This is a genomic window from Phytoactinopolyspora halotolerans (assembly GCF_010550675.1).
Lineage (GTDB): Bacteria > Actinomycetota > Actinomycetes > Jiangellales > Jiangellaceae > Phytoactinopolyspora > Phytoactinopolyspora halotolerans.
Map to the genome: position 1 here is coordinate 52261 of NZ_JAAGOA010000002.1, position 15560 is coordinate 67820.

Here is a 15560-nt window from a genome sequence, read left to right on the forward strand (position 1 = left end):
TCACGCGGTCGAATGGATGTCGTCGGGACCGTCTCCCGATCCCCGGGGCCCAACCACCACCATCACATTCACGAAGGAGACCACCATGTATGCGATAGCCGGAGTGACGGGCCACGTCGGCGGACATGCCGCTCGGACCCTGCTGGATCGGGGCGAACCGGTCCGGGTCCTGGTGCGAAACGCGGCGAAGGGCGCGGACTGGGCGCGGCGCGGTGCCGATGTCGCCGTCGCGGATCTCAGCGACGCCGCTGCGGTCGCCGACGCACTGCGGGGATGCCGCGGGGCGTTCGTGTTGCTCCCCGCGGCCGAACCGGAAGCGGACTTCCACACTGAGCAGCGTGCGCTGGCGGATGCGATCACCGAAGCCGTCATCGCCGGCCAGGTGCCGCACGTCGTCATGCTGTCCTCAGTCGGTGCCGAGTTGCCTGAAGGTACCGGCCCGATCCTGCCGCTGCACTATCTGGAGAACCGTCTGCGCACCACGGGTGCGATCATCTCCGCCCTGCGTTCCTTCCACTTCCAGGAGAAGGTGGAGACCGTCCTGGAAGCGGTGTTGAACGATGGAATCTATCCCAACTTCGGCGAATCCGCCGACGTGCCCAGGCCGATGAACGCGACCCACGACATCGGCGTCCTGGTGGCCGACACGCTACTGTCGCCGCCCTCCTCCAGTGAGGTGGTCGACGTCGTCGGGCCGGAGTACACCGAGCGGCGGGTGGCCGAGGTGCTGTCGGCGATCCTCGGCCGCGAGATCCCGGTGGTGAACATCCCGCGTGCGGGCTGGGTTGATGCGATCGCCTCCGGTGGGGTCTCCCGGCACTTCGCCGAAGTCCTCGCTGGGCTGCACGATGCCGAAGAGCGCGGCATCCTCCAGTCCAGCGGTGATCGTGTGCATCGCTGCCACACGGAACTGGAGCAGACCCTGCGCGAGATCGTGCCGGAACCGGCCACGGCAGAATGGACCGGTCAGACGTGATCGCGCGTAGCAGGAGGAAACAGTGGCCGTCGAATCCCGTGAGATCAGCCTCGGGACCCCCGCACCGGACTTCACGCTCCCGGCCGCCGGCGCAGGGGAGTACTCGCTCTCGTCCTTCGAAGAGTCGCTGGCGCTTCTGGTGGCGTTCGTCTGCAACCATTGCCCGTACGTCAAGCACATCGAGTCCGCGTTCGGCGAGCTGACGTCCGAGTATGCGGACAAGGGTCTGGCGACCGTCGCGATCTGCACCAACGACGCGGACGCATATCCGGACGACGGCCCGGCGCACCTGGTCGAGCAGGCCACGCGCGCCGGCTGGACGTTCCCCTACCTGGTCGACGCGGACCAGAGCGTCGGCTTGGCGTACAAGGCGGCATGCACCCCGGACCTGTTCGTGTTCGACGCGGATCGCCGGCTCGCGTACCACGGTGCGTTCGACGAAAGCACCCCCGGCAACAACAAACCGGTCACCGGAGAGCTGCTCAAGGGAGCTCTCGACCTGGTGCTCGACGGCCGGACGGTGCCTGAACCGCACCGGCCGGCCATGGGCTGCTCGATCAAATGGAAGGCCGAGAACGAGCCGCGGTGAGCCGCCGTCACCGTTGTCGCAGGATGCTGTCGCCGGGCACGGCCGTGATCGAAAATGGTTTTGCGTGGTGCCCGGCACATTGTGTAATCAGGCCATGACGATCGTGTTGGGCAAGCCGGGTGTCGACGGGCTCAGCGAGGTTCTGGGCGCGCTGCGGGACTGGCAGGATGACGATGCGCCGATGCAATTGCATCCGGGCGACGTGGGCTGGATCTGGCAGTCAGGTGCGGAGAGGACGGCCGCGGCGGTGCGGACGTGGAGCCTCGGCGGACGGATTCTCGCCGTCGGTCTGCTGGACGGTCCCACACTGTTACGGCTGACCACCGCCCCGGAAGCCCGGCGGGACGAGGAACTGGCGCGGCAGGTGGTTGCGGACGTGACCGAGCCGGAACGCGGCGTACTTCCCGAGGGCAAGGTGGCCGTCGAGGCACCGACCGGTGCACTCGTCCATGACCTGCTGTTCGAGCACGGCTGGAAGGTCGACGAGCCGTGGACGCCGCTGAGTCGTGACCTCTCCGAGCCGGTGCCGGACTCGGGCGTGCGGATTGAGGCGATCGGGCCCGAGCGGGGGCACGAGTTCGCCGCCATACACCGTTCCGCGTTCAACGGGAGGTTCACGGCCGAGCGCTGGCACACGATGGCGGCCGGCTTGCCGTACGCGGACGCTCGGTCTCTGCTCGCCTACAACGACCACGGCCAGGCCGTAGCGGCGGCGACGGTGTGGTCGGCCGGTCCTGGGAAGCCCGGCTTGCTCGAACCGATGGGCGTGCACACGGAGCATCGCGGCCGCGGCTACGGCAAGGCGATCACCGTCGCCGCCGCAGCTGCCCTCCAGGAGCTGGGCTCCTCGAGTGTGATCGTGTGCACCCCCAACTCGCAACCGGGCGCCGTACCCACGTACATCTCAGCCGGCTTCCAGCCACTTCCGGAGCGGCGGGACCGATACCGGGACGCGTGAGGCGATGATCACGTCGGCCCTGGCCCCGGACCAGCGGGGTGGGCATGTCACTCGAGGTGCGGTAGCGGGGCACACGCTAGCCGTCGCACATGGCGAGCAGCTTGGTCATCGTCGCCCAGTTGCGGGCCGTGCCGTGGGTGCCCGCGGCACCGGTCCGGGTGAGCTGGGCGGCCAGCTTGCTGCGTCCGATGCCGTCCGGGAGATGGAGGTAGAGGACGTGGCCGACTACGGTGGCCGCCTCTGAACCTCCTCGTGCGGCCGCCTGTTCATTCGCCGCGGCCACCCTGTCGAGATCTGCGGCGGTCGGCTCGCCGGCGAGGACGACGGCGTGCAGGGCCTTCGGGTTGGTTTCGTCGGGGTAGGGGTTGTCGGCGACGACGCGAGCCAGCTCGTCGCGGCTGAGGACATGCACCCGCGCCGATACTCCCAGCCTCTGCGCGACGGCGGCCTCCAGTTCGGAGGCGAGCGCGGACGTGTCCGACCGGTCCGTCGTGAACAGGACGTTCCCGCTCTGGATGTAGGTCGCCACGTCAGTATGGCCGAGCGACGCGACGACGTCCCGCAGGTCGGACATGGCGATGCTGGCGTGGCCGCCGACGTTGATTCCCCGTAGCAGGGCCACGTGTGTCGGCATGATCCGAGCCTACCGGCACCGCGATTCACGCATCCGACATGATCCCGTTGAGCAGCCAGGCCAGGCCGGCGGTGAAGTTGCCGAAGAGTTCGGCGGAGGACAGCGGCCGGTCATCGCTCGCATCGGAGGCCGTCGGGGTGGCGAGCGCGGCGAAGCCGATCGTGTAGACGATCAGCACCCGGCGGGCCTCGTGTGCCGCGCTTCCGGTGATGCCGGCCTGAGCCAGCTGCGCGAACATGACCTCCCCGAGTGCTTGGGCGTTCGGACCCCGGGCGCCCTGCCGCGCGAGGTAGAGCGGCACCAGATCCGGATGGTCCAGCAGTACACGGTAGGTGGAGGTCATGATCCGCGTGAGCCCCGAGGTCGGGTCGTTCGTCTCGGCGTCCGGAGTCTCGACCGCCGCCAGAACCTCGTCGAGCAGGTCGTCGACCAGCGCGGTCTTGCCGGCCACATGGCTGTAGATCGCATTCGGTGCGACGCCGAGCCGGCGTGCCAGTTCGCGCATGCTCAGGCCGTCGAGCCCTCGCTCGGTCAGGAGTTCGTGTGCGGTGGCCAATACGGCCTCGCGGGTCAGGCCGGCACGCTGCCCCGGGGTCCGTGCCGCCTGTTCTCCGGCTGCTCGGGCGTTGTGCGGCGGGCGCGGTGGCGTCTCGACGTCGGTGTCCCGCTGTGCCGCGTGCGTCGGTCCTGTCCGTGCGGTCTCCATCTTGTCAATTGTACAGTGTCCAGCTATATTGGACAGCGTACAGTTAACGAGAGGGAGAGCCCATGGACGTGCCCACTGCCATCACCGGAGAAGCGGCCGGAGTTCCGTTCGTCGCCGTTCCGCCCGCCGCCGGTACGCCGCCGGGCTCGGCGCCCGTCGTCGTGGCGTGGCACATGATGGACGCGCCACGCACGGAACGTGCCTTCGCTGCCGCGTTGCCGCTCGACGGGCTGGACGCCTGGCGCATCTACCTTGGGCTGCCGATGTGCGGTGCGCGGCTCCCGGCAGGCGGTTTCGAGGTGATCATGCGGCTGGGATACGAGGACGCCGTCCTCAACCTCCAAGGGCCCGTGGTCACCCAGGCGGCGGAGGAATTCCCGGCTGTGATCGATGAACTCCGGGCACGGCTGAGTCTCGGCGACGGACCGCTCAACCTGGTGGGAGGCTCGATCGGTGCCGCGGTCGCCTTGACCGTGGCGGCCGAAGGCGCGCATCCCGTTGACTCGATGGTTCTGGTGAGCCCTCTGGTGCAGCTCAGGCCCGCGGTCGACGCCATGGCGCGGCAGTTCGGCTTCGACTACCCGTGGTCGCCCGCATCGGGCGAGATCGCCGCCCGGCTGGACTTCGTCGCTCGCGCGGATGAGATCGTGATGGCAGGTCAGCCCGCGGTGCTCGTCGTCGTCGGGGAGAAAGACGACCCTGCTGGCTTCATGGAACCGGCACACGCTCTGCGCGACGCGCTGGCGGCGCGGTACGCGGAGCAGGCGCTCACCGGCGACGGCGGGCGCGGACCGGCGGTCCCCGACGCGGCCGATGACCGGGTGCGGATCGTCGTCGTTCACGGCATGGCGCATGCCATTGCCGACGAGCCCGGTATGGAGCCGGCCCCGCAGACACCGCACGCCGCCGAGGTAGACCGGCACGCCGTCGACTGGCTGCGCGCCACCCTGCCATGATCATGAACATTTGCCGTTCAAATAGCACGGTAAACGTTCATGATCATGGAGCTGTTTCAGGCTGGCTGAGCACCTGGTTCGCCGGACTCGATGACGTACGACGCATCGGTACGGAGGCCGGCCCCGGGCTCGGAGACGTAGTCGAGCACGCGGTAGTCGGCCCGGCAGGTCTCGGCGTCCAGCCGGCACGAGACGTAGCCGCGCCGATTGCTGTTGTACCGAAGATGCGGGTTCTCCGGCTGCAGCAGCGGCCAGAAGCTGGATCGGTCGCTGCCGTCGCCGCCGGAGGAGATCGACGAGCACACCAGCTCCGTGCCGAGCACCGGCGACGACTCGTCCTCGAAGTCGCGTCGCAGGTCAGCCAGGTAGTGCGAGTGAATGTCGCCGGTGAGCACGACGAAGTTCTCCACTCCCCGCTCGGCGACGAAGTCGAGCAGCCGGTGGCGGGACGCCCGGTAGCCGTCCCAGCCGTCGGCGTACCCGCCGTCGCGCGGATCGTCGTCGGTCGGCCCGCCCTCCTCGCCGTCCAGGTTGGCGAAGAAGATCTGCTGCGGGACGACGTTCCACACCGACGCCGACCCGGCGAGGCGGTCTTCCAGCCAGGATGCCTGGGCATTCCCGAGGATGGTGGCGTCCGGGTCGAACTCCTCACCGCACCCGGCGGGGAACTGGTCGTCGCATGGCTGGTCGGTCCGGTACTGCCGGGTGTCGAGCACGCTGAACGACGCTGTGTTCCCGTACGTGAAGCCGCGGTAGAGCGGCATGTCCGCCCCGACGGCTCGCCGGTCGGCGCGCAGCGGCATGTTCTCCCAGTAGGCCTTGTACGCCGCGGCGCGCCGGGCCCGGAAGTTCGCGGTCGTGTCGTTGCCCTGACCGGGGTCGCGGTTCTCCGGGATGTCGTCGGCGTAGTTGTTGTCCACCTCGTGGTCGTCCCAGGTCACGATCCACGGTGCGGCGGCGTGCGCCTCCTGCAGATCCGCGTCCGTGCGGTACTGCGCGTAGCGTCGCCGGTAGTCCTCGATCGTGCGGATCTCATCGCCGACGTGGTCGCGCACGTTGCCACCGGGCGCGACGTAGCCGCCGGGCGCGTACTCGTAGATGTAGTCGCCGAGGTGGAAGACGACGTCGGGGTTCTCGTCGGCCATGTGCCGATACGCCGTGAAGTAGCCGTGCTCGTACTGCGAGCACGAGACGAACGCGAACGCGACCGCGGGTGCGGTGCCGAGCGCGGGAGCGGTCCGGGTGCGACCCACCGGGGAGGCCTCGGATCCGGCGATGAACCTATACCAATACCAGCGATGCGGGCGCAGGCCCTTCACGTCGACGTGCACGGCGTGACCGTCCACGGCCCGCGCCATCGCGACGCCCTGGCGCACCGGCTTGCGGAAGCTCTCCGACTCCGACACCTGCCACCGGACGGCGACGTCGCGCCCGGGCATGCCGCCGTCGAGCTCCAGCGGCCGAGGCGCCAATCGGGTCCACAGCACGACGCTGTCCGGAAGCGGATCTCCGGATGCCACGCCGAGCGTGAAGGGATAGTCGAGGCGGCTCCGTGCCGGCCGGGCGCCGACGGGGGCGCTCGCGGATGCGGCACCCGGAATGAGGGCCGCGCCGGCGAGCGCGCCGGCACCGACCAGGAGACGACGGCGATTGACCATCAGGGAACCGGCCATGACGAGGCACCTTTCGTTCGGGTGCCTCGATGGAACCGGCGCCGGGTGAACGGTGAGGCTGCCGCTGGTCGACGGTTCGATGCCGGTTGCGTGACGCCGAGGTTGCGCCGGTGGAATCAACTTCCGGCGACGTCTTCAAGGGCCGGATGACCAGCCCGGTGGGGCGCGGCGTCCGTGCGGGCCCAACGCCGAGTCCTTCCGGCCACTTGACGTCGTCAGCTCGAAGCCGTGATGCGTCCGTAGAGGACCAGGGCCCAGGCCAGGAAACCGAACGCCGTCGTGGTCAGGACGGCGCGCACAGTGTTCCAGCCCATCCACCGGGCTTCGTCGAAGCGCTCGCGCACAGCCGCCAGATCAGCGCTATGGGAGGGATCCCCGGCCGCCTTGATCTGGTCGTTCAGCGGCACGTTCACGACCATGGTGATGATGAACACGGCCAGGTACAGCACGGTTGCGGCGGCGGCCCACGGCAGCACCGATCGTCCGCCGTCGCCGATGTGGAGCACGGCGGCCAGCGCGGAGAGCAGCAAGGCTCCCATGAACGTCGCCAGGAAGGCCGGGGTGAGTATGGCGCGGTCGATCGCCTGGAAGGCGCCGACGAACGTCCGGTCGTCCGTCCGCCGCAGCCCTGGCATGACGGCGACCGCGTAGATGCCGAACACCCCCGCCATGAGGCCGGCTGTCATCGTGGCTCCGATGAGGGCGATGACACGGAACGCGTCGAGCATCTCTCCTCCATGATCTCAAGGTTCCGGCTGCCGTCGAGGCGCGGTGTGAATGCCGTGCCTTGCAGCCGTACGCACATCATGGACCGCGTGCGCTGCGACGATCCATCGCAGCGAAGCTCGATCCCATTTCTCCGCGTCTCAAGAGCTCAGCACTGCGTCGGGCCGGAGCATGGTGCGCTGAATGACCGCTGGAATGCGCTTGCTCGGCCGTTCCGACGTGCATACGCCGCACCATGCATGACTACTCACCGCACCATGCATGACCGGCGAGGTCTCCCGGCGTGGGGTTGGGGCACCACCGCGGGAGGATGACGACTGGAGCACACCTCCTCAGCACGCGGAAACGACAGCACTGCTCTCTCGTTGCCTGCCGCGGTGTTGGGTATGGGCACGTATGGGTGACCGACATGCGAGAGCGGCCTGTGCGACAGTTCCAGCCCGGCCTTCGGCGGCCGGTGCGCGCCGCTCCGCTCACGGCGGCCGTGATCGCGCTGATGCTCGCGCTCTCCTTCCTCGCCGACGATGCTCGAGGAGCTGGAGCCGACGGCGCGGTGGCGGATGCGTCGGATTCGGCGGATGCGTCGGGCCCGACCGAGAGCGAACGACCCACCGTCTTGGTGACCGAGGTCTCCACCGAGATCACCCCGGTGGTGGCCGATCACATCCGGGACGGGATCGACCAGGCGACGTCGGGCGACTACGCCGCCTACGTGATCGAGATGGACACGCCGGGCGGTCTGGGCAGCGCCATGCGCGACATCATTCAGGAGATCCTGAACAGCGACGTCCCGGTGATCGTTCAGGTGGCGCCGGAGGGCGCGCGAGCTGCGTCCGCCGGCGCGATCATCACGCTGGCCTCGCACTTCGCCGTGATGGCACCGGGGACGGCGATCGGCGCCGCGACGCCCGTCGGGCTCCAGGGCGAGGCGGCCGGGGAGAAGGCGGTTCAGGATGCGGCCGCCTTCGCCGAGTCGCTGGCGGAGCGGCGGGACCGCAACGTCGACGTCGCCAGATCGATGGTGGTGGACGCGACGTCACTCTCCGCGAGCGAGGCCGTCGAGCAGAACATCGTCGACGCGCAGGCCGGCTCGCTGACCCAGGCGCTGGAGGCGGCGGACGGCACGACGGTCGAGGTGGAGGACGGCCAGACGGTGACCATCTCCGTCGCCGGTGCCGACGTCGACCGCGACGACTTCGGATTCTTCCGGGACATCCAGCAGACCCTGGCCAACCCCAACCTCGCCTTCATCCTCCTGACGCTGGGCGTGTTGGGCCTGCTGTTCGAGTTGTCCAGTCCCGGCGTGGGCATCGGAGGAACCGTCGGCGCGGTCAGCATCCTCCTCGCTCTGTTCAGCCTCGCCGTCCTCCCGGTCAACGTCATCGGCGTGCTACTGCTCCTGATCAGCGCCGCCTTGTTCGTCGCCGAGCTGTTCGCGCCCGGAATCGCCGGGTTCGCGGTGGGCGGTGCGGTGACATTCGCGCTGGCGGCGGTCTTCCTTTTCGACGACGCCGAGGGCGTGAGCGTGGATCCGATCGTCGCGGTGCCGACCGCCGTCGTGGTCGGGATCCTGGCGATCATCGCGGGCCGGCTCGTGGTGCGCTCCCAGCGCGGAACCACGAGCCGATCCGGCGCCGGAGCGTACATCGGACGCGTCCTCACGGTCGACGAGGTGGACGACGAGGATGCCACGCGAGCGTGGACCTCGATGGAAGGAAGCTGGTGGCGGTTGCGATCCCCGGAGGCGTCGCTGTTCGAAGGGGAACGTGTCGAAGTGCTCGACATGCACGGCCTGGACCTGGTCGTCGCTCCGCTGTCGCCGGGGTGGTCTCCTCCCGAGGATCCACCGCACGGAAGGAAAGGGTGAGATCTGGTGAACGAGACAACCTGGATCGGGCTCGGTCTGGCCGTCCTGGTGGTGCTGCTGATCCTGGCCGCCGCGATCAAGATCGTCCCGGAATACGAGCGGGGTGTGGTGCTCCGGTTGGGGCGCGTCCAGGGCGCCAAAGGCCCCGGGCTGGTCGTGATCATCCCGATCATCGACCGGATGATCCGGGTCGACCTGCGTGTGATCACCACGGATGTTCCACCGCAGGACATCATCACGGCGGACAACGTGACCGTCCGCGTCGATGCTGTGACCTACTTCAAGGTGGTCGAACCCGTCCGGTCCGTGGTCTCGATCTTCGACTACCGGACCGGCACGTCGCGTGTCGCCCAGACCACGCTGCGTAGCGCCTTGGGCCAGCGCAACCTGGACGAACTGTTGATGAAGCGAGACGAGATCAACCAGCAGCTGCAACAGGCGATCGACGAGGTGACCGATCCGTGGGGTGTCAAGGTGACCCTGGTCGAGGTCAAGGACGTCAACCTGGAGGAGAGCATGCGCCGGGCGATGGCGCGGCAGGCCGAAGCGGAGCGGGACCGCCGGGCGAGGGTGATTCATGCCCTGGGTGAGAAGGAAGCAGCGGAGAACCTCGGCGAGGCGGCCAAGATCCTCGAGGTACGCCCTGCCGCCATGCAGCTGCGTACCCTGGGTTCGCTGGTCGACGCCGCGTCCCGGCAAGGGACGACGCTGGTCTTCCCGGTGCCGATCGAGCTGTTGCGACTGTCCTCAGCAGGCGACGGGCAGCAGCGCTAGTCCCATTCTTCTCCGGCTTCGAGGCGCTGGCGCAGGAGCTGCTCCAGCGGCATCGACTCGCCGTCCCGCGCGCCCTTCCCGACCACCAACGGCGGGTCGGACGGGGCCGGCTGGACGCCGAACAGGCGGGATCTCAGGCTGGCCGGTGTGTCGAGGATGTAGAAGTCCTCGTCGACGCTGACCGCCAGCGAACCGTTGCGGCGCAGGTACCACCCGGTGAGCCCGGTCCGATAGGTGGCACGCGTGTCCGGCACGCGGGCCCGCAGCCGTACGGGCTGGATGCCCTGCGCGCGTACGGCCCGGACGAAATCCGATAGGAGTTCACGGGCCTGCGCGGTCTCCGCCGCCTTCTGCCGCTCGAGCGCCGCGGCGTGCGCGGCGTATGCGGCTCGTCGCTGCTCACGCCAGCTCGTTCTGTCGTCCATCCCTGGATCACTGTATCGGTCCGGTGGCCGGGGGCAGGATGCGTGGTCAGCGCCGCGGTTATCGCCGCTGCGCCACAGAACTTCCGCGGGTCTTCTTCGGGCCCTTGACCTGAACTCTGGTTCAGGTTGCATGGTCATGCACATGACCGCGACAACCGTATCGACGTTCACCTACGACGACCTCCCGGCGCTCATGTCGCGCATGACCGGAGACGATAAGCACACGTCGAGCGCGACGTCGACGCTCGATGTGCTCTGGGTGCTCTACCACCATGTGCTCCGGGTCAGCCCGCATCTGCCCGACGATCCGGAGCGCGACCGCTTCCTGCTCTCCAAGGGACATGGGCCGATGGCGTACTACGCGGTTCTCGCCGCGCACGGGTTCTTTCCGGCCGCGTGGCTCGACGGCTTCGCCCGGACCGGTTCACCCCTCGGGCACCATCCGGACCGCACGCTGATCCCCGGAGTCGAGGTGGCCAGCGGCTCGCTCGGCCACGGCTTGCCGATCGGCGTCGGGCTGGCGCTCGGCCTACGGGCTCAGCGGAGTCCGGCACGCACCTTCGTCCTGGTCGGCGACGCCGAATTGGACGAGGGCAGCAACCACGAAGCGATCGTGGTCGCGGGTGCACGCGCCCTCGACCAGCTCACCGTCGTTGTCGTCGACAACAGCTCGTCGTCGCTCGGCTGGCCGGGCGGACTCGCCGCGCGGTTCGCGCGGGAGGGCTGGGCCGCCGAGGCCGTGGACGGCCGCGACCACGAGGAACTGATCCGTGCGCTGGCCGCACACCATCCGGATCGCCCGACCGCGGTCATCGCGACCGTCGAACCCAAGGAGTGACGATGCGTGACCGATTCGCCTGCGTGACCGCACAGCTGATCGACGCCGACCCGCGAATCGCCATCGTGCTCGCCGACATCTCGGCCGACCGGTTCGTAGGCACCGCGCGCCGGCGGCCGCACCGCGTCATCAACGTCGGCATTCGTGAGCAGGCGTTGATCGGTACGGCGGCCGGCATGTCGCTGGCCGGGCTGCGCCCGATCGTGCATTCGTACGCGCCGTTCCTCGTCGAGCGGCCATTCGAGCAGCTGAAGCTGGACCTGAGCCACCAGAACCTGGGAGCTGTGCTGGTCAGCATCGGCGCCTCGTACGACTGGCCCGGCGGTGGGTACACCCACCACGGCCCGGGCGACGTCGCGCTGCTGGACACCCTCGAAGGCTGGACCGTCTACGTGCCGGGCCACCCGGACGAGGTCGAGCTCTTCCTCCGTGCCGCCGCCACGACGGACGATCGCGTCTACGTACGGCTCTCCGAGCAGGTCAACGACGCGCCGCACGCCCGCTCCGACGGGAGGTTCAGCGTCCTGCGCACCGGCACCGGACCCACTGTGCTGGCCGTCGGCCCGATGCTGGACCGCGTGCTAGCCGCGACCGCCGGCCTCGATGTCACCGTGCTGTACGCGCCGACAGTCCGGCCGTTCGATGCGGAGACCTTGCGCGTCGTGCTGGCCGAACCTGCCGTCGTGCTGGTCGAGCCGTATCTGGCGGGGACGTCGGTCGCGCGGGTGGCGCAGGCGCTCGCCGACGTTCCGCACCGGGTCTTGGCGCTCGGTGTCTCGCCGCACACCGCCCGGATCTACGGCCGGATCGAAGACCACGACGCGGCGTACGGGCTCGACGTCGCCGGGTTGCGGTCGAGTATCGCCGGGTTCGCCACCGCATCCCCGTCCTTGGTGCGCATGGTGCGCTGAGTTGGCGCGCATGGTGCGCTGAACGTACGCCAGAATCCCGCAGGAGCCGCACTCAAACCGGCACTCGCCGCACCATGCCCGGCCTGCCATGGGACGCATGGCATGATCGGTGAGTGCGCTTCTACGCCGACCTGCACATCCATTCCAAGTACTCCCGAGCATGCAGCAAGGACTGTGATCTTCAGCATTTGACCTGGTGGGCCAAGCGCAAGGGGATCAGGGTGGTCGGCACCGGCGACGTGACCCACCCGGCCTGGTTCGCGCACCTGGAGGAGAATCTCATCGCCGCCGAGCCGGGCCTCTTCCGGCTCCGACCCGAGATCGAACGGGGCATCGACCGCGACCTGCCTCCCGGGTGCGTCGCCGATGTCAGCTTCATGCTGTCGGTGGAGATCTCGACCATCTACAAGCGTGCCGATCGCACCCGCAAGGTCCATCATCTCGTCTACCTTCCGGACTTCGAAGCGGCCGCGGAGTTCAACCGGCGGCTCGGCGCGATCGGCAATCTGGGCTCGGACGGACGGCCGATCCTGGGGTTGGACTCGCGAGACCTGCTGGAGATCGCGCTGGAATCCGGCGAGGGCTCGTACCTGGTGCCGGCGCACGTGTGGACCCCGTGGTTCTCCGTGCTCGGATCGAAGGCCGGGTTCGACGCCGTCGACGACTGCTACCTGGATCTGGCGGACCACATATTCGCACTGGAGACGGGTCTCTCGGCCGATCCGGCGATGATGTGGCGCGTATCGGCGCTGGACCGCTACCGCCTGGTGAGCCATTCCGACGCGCATTCGCCGCCGATGCTCGGCCGGGAGGCGAGCAGGTTCGACACCGACGTGGATTACTACGCGATCAAACGGTCCTTGGAGACCGGAGACGGCTACCTCGGCTCCGTCGAGTTCTTCCCCGAGGAGGGGAAGTACCACCTGGACGGTCATCGCAAGTGTGAGGTTCGGCTGGAGCCCGCTCGGACCCGCGAGCTGGACGGCCGCTGCCCGGAGTGCGGCAAACCGTTGACGGTCGGTGTGCTGAGCAGGGTGGAAGACCTGGCGGATCGGCCGGAAGGATATCGGCCCGCGAGGGCGCCCGGGTTCCGCAGCCTGATCCAACTGCCGCACATCATGGGCGAGATCCTCGGCGTGGGGCCGAAGAGCAAGAAGGTGCAGAACGAGATCGCCTCGCTGGTGGCGGTGCACGGACCCGAACTGGCGATCCTGGACGACGTGCCGGTCGACGAGCTGTCCGACTCCTCGCCGCAACTGGCCGAGGCGGTACGGCGGCTGCGCGAAGGCGCCGTCATCCGGGAGGCCGGATACGACGGTGAGTACGGCACCATCCGCCTGTTCACGCCGGATGAGCTGGATGGCGTGCGGAACTGGCAGGCGCTGGCACTCTTCGACGACGGGCTGGTCCCGCAAGCCACGAAGACCCCGAAGGACACCGAGGCGTCGCGGACCCCGAAGGACACCACCCGTGGCTCGAACGGTGCGGCGTCGCCGGAGCCCGATCGTCCGGTTGACGTACCGCCCAGGGCTGGGCAGGCGCTCGTCCAGGATGAGACGCCTGCCCTCAATGAGCAGCTGCCCGGCCTGGACGAGACGCCTGCCGTCGACCGACCACCGCCGGTGGACGAGGACGGGGTGGAGATCCTCGACGTCGCCGTCCCGATCCCGGAGATGCTGATCGGGCTCGACCCGGATCAGCGGGCCGCGGCGGCCCTGCGCAGCGGCCCGCTGTTGATCGTCGCCGGGCCTGGCACGGGCAAGACACGGACGCTCACGCACCGCATCGCACATCTGGTGACCGAACACGGGGTGGCGCCGGAACAGTGCCTGGCCATCACGTTCACGCGCAAGGCGGCCGGCGAGATGATCGATCGCCTGCATACCCTGATTCCGGATCGGGCGCGGGAGCTGACCGTCACCACGTTCCACGCGTTCGGCCTGCGCGTACTCCGTGAACGGCATCGCGACGCCGGCCTCACCGCTGACTTCCAGGTCGCCGACGACGCACGCCGGCTCGAGGTGCTGACCGAGGTTCTCGGGGACGAACAGAGCGCGCGCCGGATACTGCCCGAGCTGTCGCGGGTGCGCCGCAGCCCGCAACCGATGGATCCGGAGACGGTCAAGGCGCTCGACGGCTACCTTGCCCGGCTGCGTGAGCTGGACCTGGTGGACTTCGACGATCTGGTGGGCCTGCCGGTGGAACTGCTGGAGGCGGACCCGGATCTGGTGGTCGAGTTCCGTGAGCGTTACCGGTGGATCTCGGTGGACGAGTACCAGGACATCGATGCCATGCAATACCGGCTGCTCCGGCTGTTGGCACCGGCCGGCGGCAACGTGACCGCGATCGGCGATCCGGACCAGGCGATCTACCGGTTCCGTGGCGCGGACGTCGGGTTCTTCCTCCGTTTCCAGCAGGACTTCCCATCCGCGGAGACGATCCAGCTGACCCGCAACTACCGCTCGGATCCGCACATCCTGACCGGAGCCATGCAGGCCGTCCGCCCGTCCACGCTGGTTCCTGATCGGGTTTTGATGCCGGTAGGCGACCATCCTGAGCCGCGGAAGATCGGTGTGCACGAGGCGCCGAACGAGCACGCCGAGGCGGCGTTCGTGACCCGGACCATCGACGGGCTGCTCGGCGGCTCGTCGTTCCACTCGCGGGACAGCGGCCGCGCGGACGGCGATGGCGACGGCGGGATCGGGTTCGCCGACGTCGCCGTGCTGTACCGGACGGCTGCCCAGGCAGAAGCCCTGATGGACGCGTTCGCCCGGGCGGGTTACCCGTACCAGCGACATTCGCATGATCGGCTGGTCGAGCGGCCCGGGGTTCGCGATCTCCTGACCGAGCTGACGTTCGCTTCGCCGGCGACCGCCGCGCCGGACGTGCCGGCGGCCCTGCGCCGGGCCGCGGAGACGGTGCTGGCGCGCACATCCACGCTGGAACGATCGGAGCGATCCGCGGAGCTCTATTCGGCGATCGATCTGTTGAGATCGCTCGCCGCCGAGTGCGGGTCAGACCTCGAGCGCTTCCGCCAGGAGCTGCTGCTCGGGGCCGAGGTCGATGCCCTCGACCCCCGCGCGGACCGGGTCTCCCTGTTGACCCTGCACGCCGCCAAAGGACTGGAGTTCCCGGTGGTGTTCATCGTGGGTTGCGAGGAGGGCCTGTTGCCCTTCCGATGGCCGGGAGAGGACCTAGGCGATGAGGATCTGGCCGAGGAACGCCGGCTGTTCTTCGTCGGCATGACCCGAGCGCAACGGATGCTCTATCTGACGCACGCCGCGGAGCGGACGTGGCGTGGTCAGTCCCGGACGGGTTCCGGCTCGCCGTTCCTGAGTTCGCTGGACGGATCGGTCTATGACCGGCTGGACGGCGAGGGCGTGCGTCGTCGGCGTCGAGTGGACCAGTTGACCCTCATGTGACCCCCGGCATCGGGGTGATTCCGGCACCCGTGCGCCGCACATTGTCCCTGCGCATGGCCGTATTCGTCAATGCGGCTTCCGGTGACCGGAAACGGCCGTAGAGAC

The 15560-nt window shown here is 68.8% G+C and carries 14 protein-coding genes; 9 read left to right on the forward strand and 5 right to left on the reverse strand.

The features are described from left to right. The first annotated feature begins 85 nt into the window (after positions 1-85). The 3 genes from G1H10_RS02555 (at position 86) to G1H10_RS02565 (ending at position 2523) form a co-directional block, all read left to right on the forward strand. Entirely contained in the window at positions 86-976 is an 891-nt protein-coding gene (locus G1H10_RS02555; RefSeq protein ID WP_163732269.1) for an NmrA family NAD(P)-binding protein, read from the forward strand. A 22-nt stretch (positions 977-998) separates the two neighbouring features. Next, complete coding sequence (locus tag G1H10_RS02560; RefSeq protein ID WP_163732273.1) at positions 999-1565, forward strand: thioredoxin family protein; 567 nt, start codon at positions 999-1001, stop codon at positions 1563-1565. 94 nt (positions 1566-1659) lie between these two features. Continuing rightward, entirely contained in the window at positions 1660-2523 is an 864-nt protein-coding gene (locus G1H10_RS02565; RefSeq protein ID WP_163732278.1) for a GNAT family N-acetyltransferase, read from the forward strand. 76 nt (positions 2524-2599) lie between these two features. Here G1H10_RS02565 and G1H10_RS02570 read toward each other — a convergent pair whose 3' ends face one another. Continuing rightward, on the reverse strand, positions 2600-3157 hold the full coding sequence (locus G1H10_RS02570; protein ID WP_163732281.1) for a DUF1697 domain-containing protein: 558 nt from the start codon (positions 3155-3157) through the stop codon (positions 2600-2602). Positions 3158-3182: 25 nt separating this feature from the next. Continuing rightward, positions 3183-3863: a TetR/AcrR family transcriptional regulator gene (locus G1H10_RS02575; protein ID WP_163732283.1), complete on the reverse strand. Its 681-nt coding sequence runs from the start codon at positions 3861-3863 to the stop codon at positions 3183-3185. 62 nt (positions 3864-3925) lie between these two features. Here G1H10_RS02575 and G1H10_RS02580 point away from each other — a divergent pair, with 62 nt between their 5' ends. Beyond that, complete coding sequence (locus G1H10_RS02580; protein ID WP_163732286.1) at positions 3926-4819, forward strand: alpha/beta fold hydrolase; 894 nt, start codon at positions 3926-3928, stop codon at positions 4817-4819. Between the two features lie 56 nt (positions 4820-4875). Here G1H10_RS02580 and G1H10_RS02585 read toward each other — a convergent pair whose 3' ends face one another. Together G1H10_RS02585 and G1H10_RS02590 are read right to left on the reverse strand one after the other, a co-directional pair. Next, positions 4876-6492, reverse strand: coding sequence for an alkaline phosphatase D family protein (locus G1H10_RS02585; protein WP_216852829.1), 1617 nt, complete (start codon positions 6490-6492; stop codon positions 4876-4878). Positions 6493-6707: 215 nt separating this feature from the next. Continuing rightward, positions 6708-7220, reverse strand: a complete 513-nt coding sequence (locus G1H10_RS02590; RefSeq protein WP_216852830.1) for an anthrone oxygenase family protein — start codon at positions 7218-7220, stop codon at positions 6708-6710. A 407-nt stretch (positions 7221-7627) separates the two neighbouring features. On the opposite strand from G1H10_RS02590, the gene G1H10_RS02595 reads away from it, so the two are divergent. Beyond that, the gene (locus G1H10_RS02595; protein WP_163732288.1) at positions 7628-9085 is read left to right on the forward strand and encodes an NfeD family protein; all 1458 of its coding nucleotides are present in this window, start codon (positions 7628-7630) and stop codon (positions 9083-9085) included. A 6-nt stretch (positions 9086-9091) separates the two neighbouring features. Beyond that, the gene (locus tag G1H10_RS02600; protein ID WP_163732291.1) at positions 9092-9859 is read left to right on the forward strand and encodes a slipin family protein; all 768 of its coding nucleotides are present in this window, start codon (positions 9092-9094) and stop codon (positions 9857-9859) included. Here G1H10_RS02600 and G1H10_RS02605 read toward each other — a convergent pair. Continuing rightward, positions 9856-10284 (reverse strand): hypothetical protein, encoded by a 429-nt coding sequence (locus tag G1H10_RS02605; protein ID WP_163732294.1) that lies wholly within the window; start codon positions 10282-10284, stop codon positions 9856-9858. The genes G1H10_RS02600 and G1H10_RS02605 overlap by 4 nt on opposite strands. A 142-nt stretch (positions 10285-10426) precedes the next feature. Between G1H10_RS02605 and G1H10_RS02610 the strand changes: the two genes are divergently transcribed. The 3 genes from G1H10_RS02610 (at position 10427) to G1H10_RS34385 (ending at position 15455) form a co-directional block, all read left to right on the forward strand. After that, positions 10427-11122 (forward strand): thiamine pyrophosphate-binding protein, encoded by a 696-nt coding sequence (locus tag G1H10_RS02610; protein WP_163732297.1) that lies wholly within the window; start codon positions 10427-10429, stop codon positions 11120-11122. A gap of 2 nt (positions 11123-11124) precedes the next feature. Next, positions 11125-12033 carry a transketolase family protein gene (locus G1H10_RS02615; protein ID WP_163732299.1) on the forward strand — a complete coding sequence of 303 codons (909 nt, stop codon included), beginning with the start codon at positions 11125-11127 and terminating at the stop codon, positions 12031-12033. 113 nt (positions 12034-12146) lie between these two features. After that, the gene (locus G1H10_RS34385; RefSeq protein ID WP_163732301.1) at positions 12147-15455 is read left to right on the forward strand and encodes a UvrD-helicase domain-containing protein; all 3309 of its coding nucleotides are present in this window, start codon (positions 12147-12149) and stop codon (positions 15453-15455) included. Positions 15456-15560 lie beyond the last annotated feature (105 nt).

Excerpts from the sequence above, each read along its gene's own strand:
- G1H10_RS02555 (WP_163732269.1), top strand. The coding sequence starts at position 86 with ATGTATGCGATAGCCGGAGTGACGGGCCACGTCGGCGGACATGCCGCT.
- G1H10_RS02565 (WP_163732278.1), top strand. The coding sequence starts at position 1,660 with ATGACGATCGTGTTGGGCAAGCCGGGTGTCGACGGGCTCAGCGAGGTT.
- G1H10_RS02570 (WP_163732281.1), bottom strand. The coding sequence starts at position 3,157 with ATGCCGACACACGTGGCCCTGCTACGGGGAATCAACGTCGGCGGCCAC.
- G1H10_RS02575 (WP_163732283.1), bottom strand. The coding sequence starts at position 3,863 with ATGGAGACCGCACGGACAGGACCGACGCACGCGGCACAGCGGGACACC.
- G1H10_RS02580 (WP_163732286.1), top strand. The coding sequence starts at position 3,926 with ATGGACGTGCCCACTGCCATCACCGGAGAAGCGGCCGGAGTTCCGTTC.
- G1H10_RS02585 (WP_216852829.1), bottom strand. The coding sequence starts at position 6,492 with ATGGCCGGTTCCCTGATGGTCAATCGCCGTCGTCTCCTGGTCGGTGCC.
- G1H10_RS02590 (WP_216852830.1), bottom strand. The coding sequence starts at position 7,220 with ATGCTCGACGCGTTCCGTGTCATCGCCCTCATCGGAGCCACGATGACA.
- G1H10_RS02595 (WP_163732288.1), top strand. The coding sequence starts at position 7,628 with ATGCGAGAGCGGCCTGTGCGACAGTTCCAGCCCGGCCTTCGGCGGCCG.
- G1H10_RS02605 (WP_163732294.1), bottom strand. The coding sequence starts at position 10,284 with ATGGACGACAGAACGAGCTGGCGTGAGCAGCGACGAGCCGCATACGCC.
- G1H10_RS02610 (WP_163732297.1), top strand. The coding sequence starts at position 10,427 with ATGACCGCGACAACCGTATCGACGTTCACCTACGACGACCTCCCGGCG.
- G1H10_RS02615 (WP_163732299.1), top strand. The coding sequence starts at position 11,125 with ATGCGTGACCGATTCGCCTGCGTGACCGCACAGCTGATCGACGCCGAC.